4 protein-coding genes and 1 pseudogene are annotated in these 3957 nt (G+C 69.3%); all 5 read left to right on the top strand.

The annotated features are described in order from the left end of the window. A pseudogene (locus tag Q1K57_RS06980) lies at positions 1–189 on the top strand (hypothetical protein); the annotation flags it as partial. Continuing rightward, on the top strand, positions 189–1184 hold the full coding sequence (locus tag Q1K57_RS06975; protein WP_300080332.1) for a ParB N-terminal domain-containing protein: 996 nt from the start codon (positions 189–191) through the stop codon (positions 1182–1184). The pseudogene Q1K57_RS06980 and the gene Q1K57_RS06975, both read left to right, overlap by 1 nt. A 45-nt stretch (positions 1185–1229) precedes the next feature. Further along, on the top strand, positions 1230–1913 hold the full coding sequence (locus Q1K57_RS06970; protein WP_300080330.1) for a hypothetical protein: 684 nt from the start codon (positions 1230–1232) through the stop codon (positions 1911–1913). A gap of 13 nt (positions 1914–1926) precedes the next feature. Further along, positions 1927–3537: a M23 family metallopeptidase gene (locus Q1K57_RS06965; protein ID WP_300080328.1), complete on the top strand. Its 1611-nt coding sequence runs from the start codon at positions 1927–1929 to the stop codon at positions 3535–3537. Next, positions 3537–3803 (top strand): DUF6112 family protein, encoded by a 267-nt coding sequence (locus Q1K57_RS06960; protein WP_232547499.1) that lies wholly within the window; start codon positions 3537–3539, stop codon positions 3801–3803. Before Q1K57_RS06965 ends, Q1K57_RS06960 begins: the two co-directional genes overlap by 1 nt. The last annotated feature ends 154 nt before the right edge of the window (positions 3804–3957 follow it).

The raw sequence follows: 3957 nt of genomic DNA, 5'->3' as shown, positions 1-3957 counted from the left end.
GCCTCATGGACCGTGCTGTTGCGGGTGCTGCTGGGCCGCGCCACTCCCGGCTACGGGGCGACCGGCGAAGGCCGCGGCATTCTGCTGCGGCTGCTGATCGGTGAGGGCCTGCCCGTGCTGCTGGGCGATGACGGGCTCGTGACAACGATCAGCCACGCAGCACCCCACACCCGACGTAGGGGTGCGTGATGACCGCGGCGACGGGACACATCGAACTCGACCGCACCGTCGAGTCGATCCAGGTCGGCCGCCGCCACCGCCGAGACCTCGGTGACCTCGACGCGCTCGCGGCGTCGATCGAGCGTGACGGGCTGCTGCAACCCATCACCATCACCCCGGACGGGCTGTTGGTGTGCGGGGTGCGGCGGCTCGCGGCGATCCGGCAGCTCGGCTGGCGGACCATCAACGTCTGGGTGCGTTCCAGCATTTCGGACAGGTTGGGGCACCTGCTCGCGGAGCAGGACGACAACCAGCTCCACAAGACCCTCTCCCCGCTGGAAGCCGCCGGCCTCTACCGCGAAATCAAAGAGCTCATGGCCGAGGACGCCGCCCGCAGGGACCAGGCGACGCAGTTCTCGACGGCGAATCAGCCCCGGTGGAACGGGGGTGGAAACTTTCCACCCCCGTTGACCCCGCCGGGCAAGGTCCGCGAGCAGGCCGCCGCGATGATCCCCGGCGCCCCCTCCTACAAGACGATGGACAAGATCGGCTACCTGCAACACCTCGCCACCGACCCCGACACCCCCGACCCGCTGCGCGCCGAGGCCCAAGCGGGGTTGGCGCAGATCGAGGACGGCGGCTCGGTCGACCCGGTGTATCAGCACATCCGCGACATCCACCAAGCCGCCGACACCAGCCGCGACGAGCATCTGCACGACCTGGCCGAACAAGCCCTCGCCCGCGTAGACGCCGAGACGAAGAAGGGCAAGAAGAAGAGGGCGAAGAAGCCCACCCCTGCTGCGCCGGTGCCTGATGCCCGGTATGCGGTGCGGGCGTTCGTGCTGACCTGGACCGAACTCGACTCGTGGTGGCTGCACTACGACCTGGACGAACTCGCCGCCCAGCTCACCGACGAACAGGCCGAAGCGTTCTACGCCACCGCCGAAGGCACCCGCCAGTTCGCCACCGACCTCCACGCCGCACGCCAACAAGAACCCGCGACCCCACGCCTACGCGCACTCTGACCCACTGCGCCGGGATCGTGGTCGGTCGGGGTGCACCTGACCGGCATGAAGACTTCTCCCGCTCCATCGGTTCCGCGTGGCCGCCTGATCGCGCTCATCGCCGCCGGCCTGGTGCTGCTGATCCTCGCCGGGGTCGGCGTCTACGGCCTCCTGGTTGGCCCCCGCACCACCAACACCCCGGCGCCCGAACCCGCGCCGTCGCCGTCTCACATACCGACGACGCCGGGGCCGTCCTCGCCACCTCGGCTGCCGGTCGTGCCTAGGTCTGCGGACCCGGAGACGTTCGCCCGCAACGTCGCGGAGGCGATCTTCGCGTGGGACACCACCAGCGGCCTCATGCCCCTGGACTACACGGCCGCGATTCTCGATGTCGGTGACCCGTCCGGCACCGAACAGGCCGGCCTCGCCTCCGACCTCGCGACCTTCCTGCCGACGCGGGAGGCGTGGATCGAGCTGCGCAAGCACGAGACCCGCCAACACCTCACCATCGACCAGGCGGTCATCCCGGAGGCGTGGGACGACGCCGTGGCGCAGGCGCAACCCGGCCAGATCGCGCCCGGCACGACGGCGTACACGATCGAGGGCACCCGGCACCGCGACGGCCTCTGGAACGGCGAACCCGTATCCAGCGAGCATCCGGTGTCGTTCACCGTGTTCATCGTCTGCACACCGGCCTACCCGACCTGTCACCTGTTGCGGCTGTCCCAGCTCGACAACCCGCTGCGATGAGGACGGGCGTCTCGTGTTCAAGAAGTTCGCTGTCCTCGCGCTCGCCGCGCTGTTCTTCGGCCCGGCGATGCTGCTGCTGGCGATCGGGGTCTTGATGAACCCCGCCGCCATCGCCGCCTGCACCCCCACAGGGTCGCTCTCGGTCGGCAACGTCCCCGACAGCCTCACCGTGACCACCGCGGACGGCTACACCTTCACCCTCAACAAGCGCCCGCTCACCCACGCCGCCACGATCATCACGGTCGGCGGCCGGATCGACGGGGTAGGCAGGCCCGGGGTGAAGGTCGCGCTCATGGCCGCGCTCACCGAGTCCACGCTGCGGATGCTGTCCAACACCAGCGCCTACCCCGAGTCCGCGAACTACCCCAACGACGGCAACGGCGGCGACCACGACTCACTCGGGCTGTTCCAGATGCGCCCGCAATCGGGGTGGGGCACCGTCGCCGAGCTGATGGACCCGAACTACCAAGCCGCAGCATTCTTCGGCGGCCCGGACGGTCCCAACTACCCGAGCCCGCGCGGACTGCTCGACATCCCCGGCTGGGAACGGATGGACCCCGGCGAGGCCGCCCAGTCGGTCGAGGTCAGTGCGTTCCCCGACAGGTACCGCAACTACGCACCCGTCGCTGACGCGATCCTCGACGCCTTGACCCGTACCGGAGGGCGCGGCGGCCCGGTTGTCGGCGTGGCCGAGTCGTCGCGGGTGGTGTTCCCGCTGCCGGAGGGAACCTGGGTCAAGACCGACGATTTCGGCCCGCGCATCCATCCGATCACCGGCGAACCCTCGTTCCACACCGGCCTCGACCTCGGCGCTGCGGACGGCACCGCGATCCTCGCCGCCGCGGACGGCACGGTGACTGTCGCCGAGTTCAGTGGTGGGTATGGCGGGCTCATCGTCATCGAGCACACCATCGACGGCCAGACCGTGGCGACTGCCTACGCGCATATGTGGCAGACCGGCATCCTCGTTCGCGCCGGTGACCGCGTGACGGCAGGACAGCACATCGGCGATGTCGGCTCCTCCGGCATTTCCACGGGGGCGCATCTGCACTTCGAGGTCCGGCCCGGCGGCACCAACGGCGAAGCGATCGACCCCGCGAAGTGGCTCAACGACCACGGCGCGGCGAACCTCCCCGAAGCCGCCACCGGTCCGGCGGCGGGCTGCCAGGGCGGGACGGCTGGTGTGCCGGACCCGTGGACGGGTGACCCGGATCAGATGGTGGACGACCCCACCAGCAACGGGAAGATCACCGCCCGGCTCGCGCACCTCATGGCGCAGACCAAAGCCGCGTTCCCCGACACCGGCTGGGGCTGCTACTCGCCCCGCCCCGGAACGAAGTCGGAGCATCCGCTCGGTCGGGCGTGCGACATCACCTTCGGCAACGCCATCGGCCACTACCCGACACCGGCCCAGTTGGAGGCCGGCTGGAAGGTCACCAACTGGATGAAAGACAACGCCGAAGTGCTCGGGGTCGAGTACCTGATCTGGCAAGGCAAAATCTGGTCCCTCGCCCGCGACGACCAGGGGTGGCGTCCCTACAACGGCGGCGGGATGCACGACCCCGGCAACGTCACCGGAGGCCACTTCGACCACCTGCACGTCACCGTGAAAGCAGGTGCGTGATGGACGTGTTCCCGGACTTTGACGGGCTGGCGGGGATCGGTGATCTGAAACAGGTCGTCGGTGCGCTGTTCATGTTCGTGCTCATCATCGCCGTGCTCATGCTGATCGTCTCCGCGATCTGCTGGGCGGTCGCCGCTGCACACGGCAACTACTCCGCCGCCGCCAAGGGCCGAGTGGGCGTGCTCGTCGCCCTCGGCGCCGCCGTGCTCGCCGGTGGCGGGGTGGCGTGGATGAACTGGCTCATCGCACTCGGACAACGACTCTGACCCCCTCACCATTTGGCCCGCCCCAAGGGGGCGGGCCTTCGCCACGTCCGGGCGAGTGCTGGTGGGCGGGGTGCACCTGTGGGCAGAAGCAACCCTCAGCGTGAATGGAGAACCGTCGTGATCGACATCGACCCCAATGGCACCGGCCTTCCCG

Source organism: Propioniciclava sp. (assembly GCF_029977985.1).
Taxonomy (GTDB): Bacteria; Actinomycetota; Actinomycetes; order Propionibacteriales; family Propionibacteriaceae; genus Propioniciclava.
Note: the sequence above shows the minus strand (reverse complement) of the source record. Positions and strands in the feature narration are given on the sequence as shown.

What these genes read in the sequence shown, in the direction of transcription:
- Q1K57_RS06970 (WP_300080330.1), top strand. Translation starts at nt 1,230, where the DNA reads ATGAAGACTTCTCCCGCTCCATCGGTTCCGCGTGGCCGCCTGATCGCG.
- Q1K57_RS06960 (WP_232547499.1), top strand. Translation starts at nt 3,537, where the DNA reads ATGGACGTGTTCCCGGACTTTGACGGGCTGGCGGGGATCGGTGATCTG.
- Q1K57_RS06975 (WP_300080332.1), top strand. Translation starts at nt 189, where the DNA reads ATGACCGCGGCGACGGGACACATCGAACTCGACCGCACCGTCGAGTCG.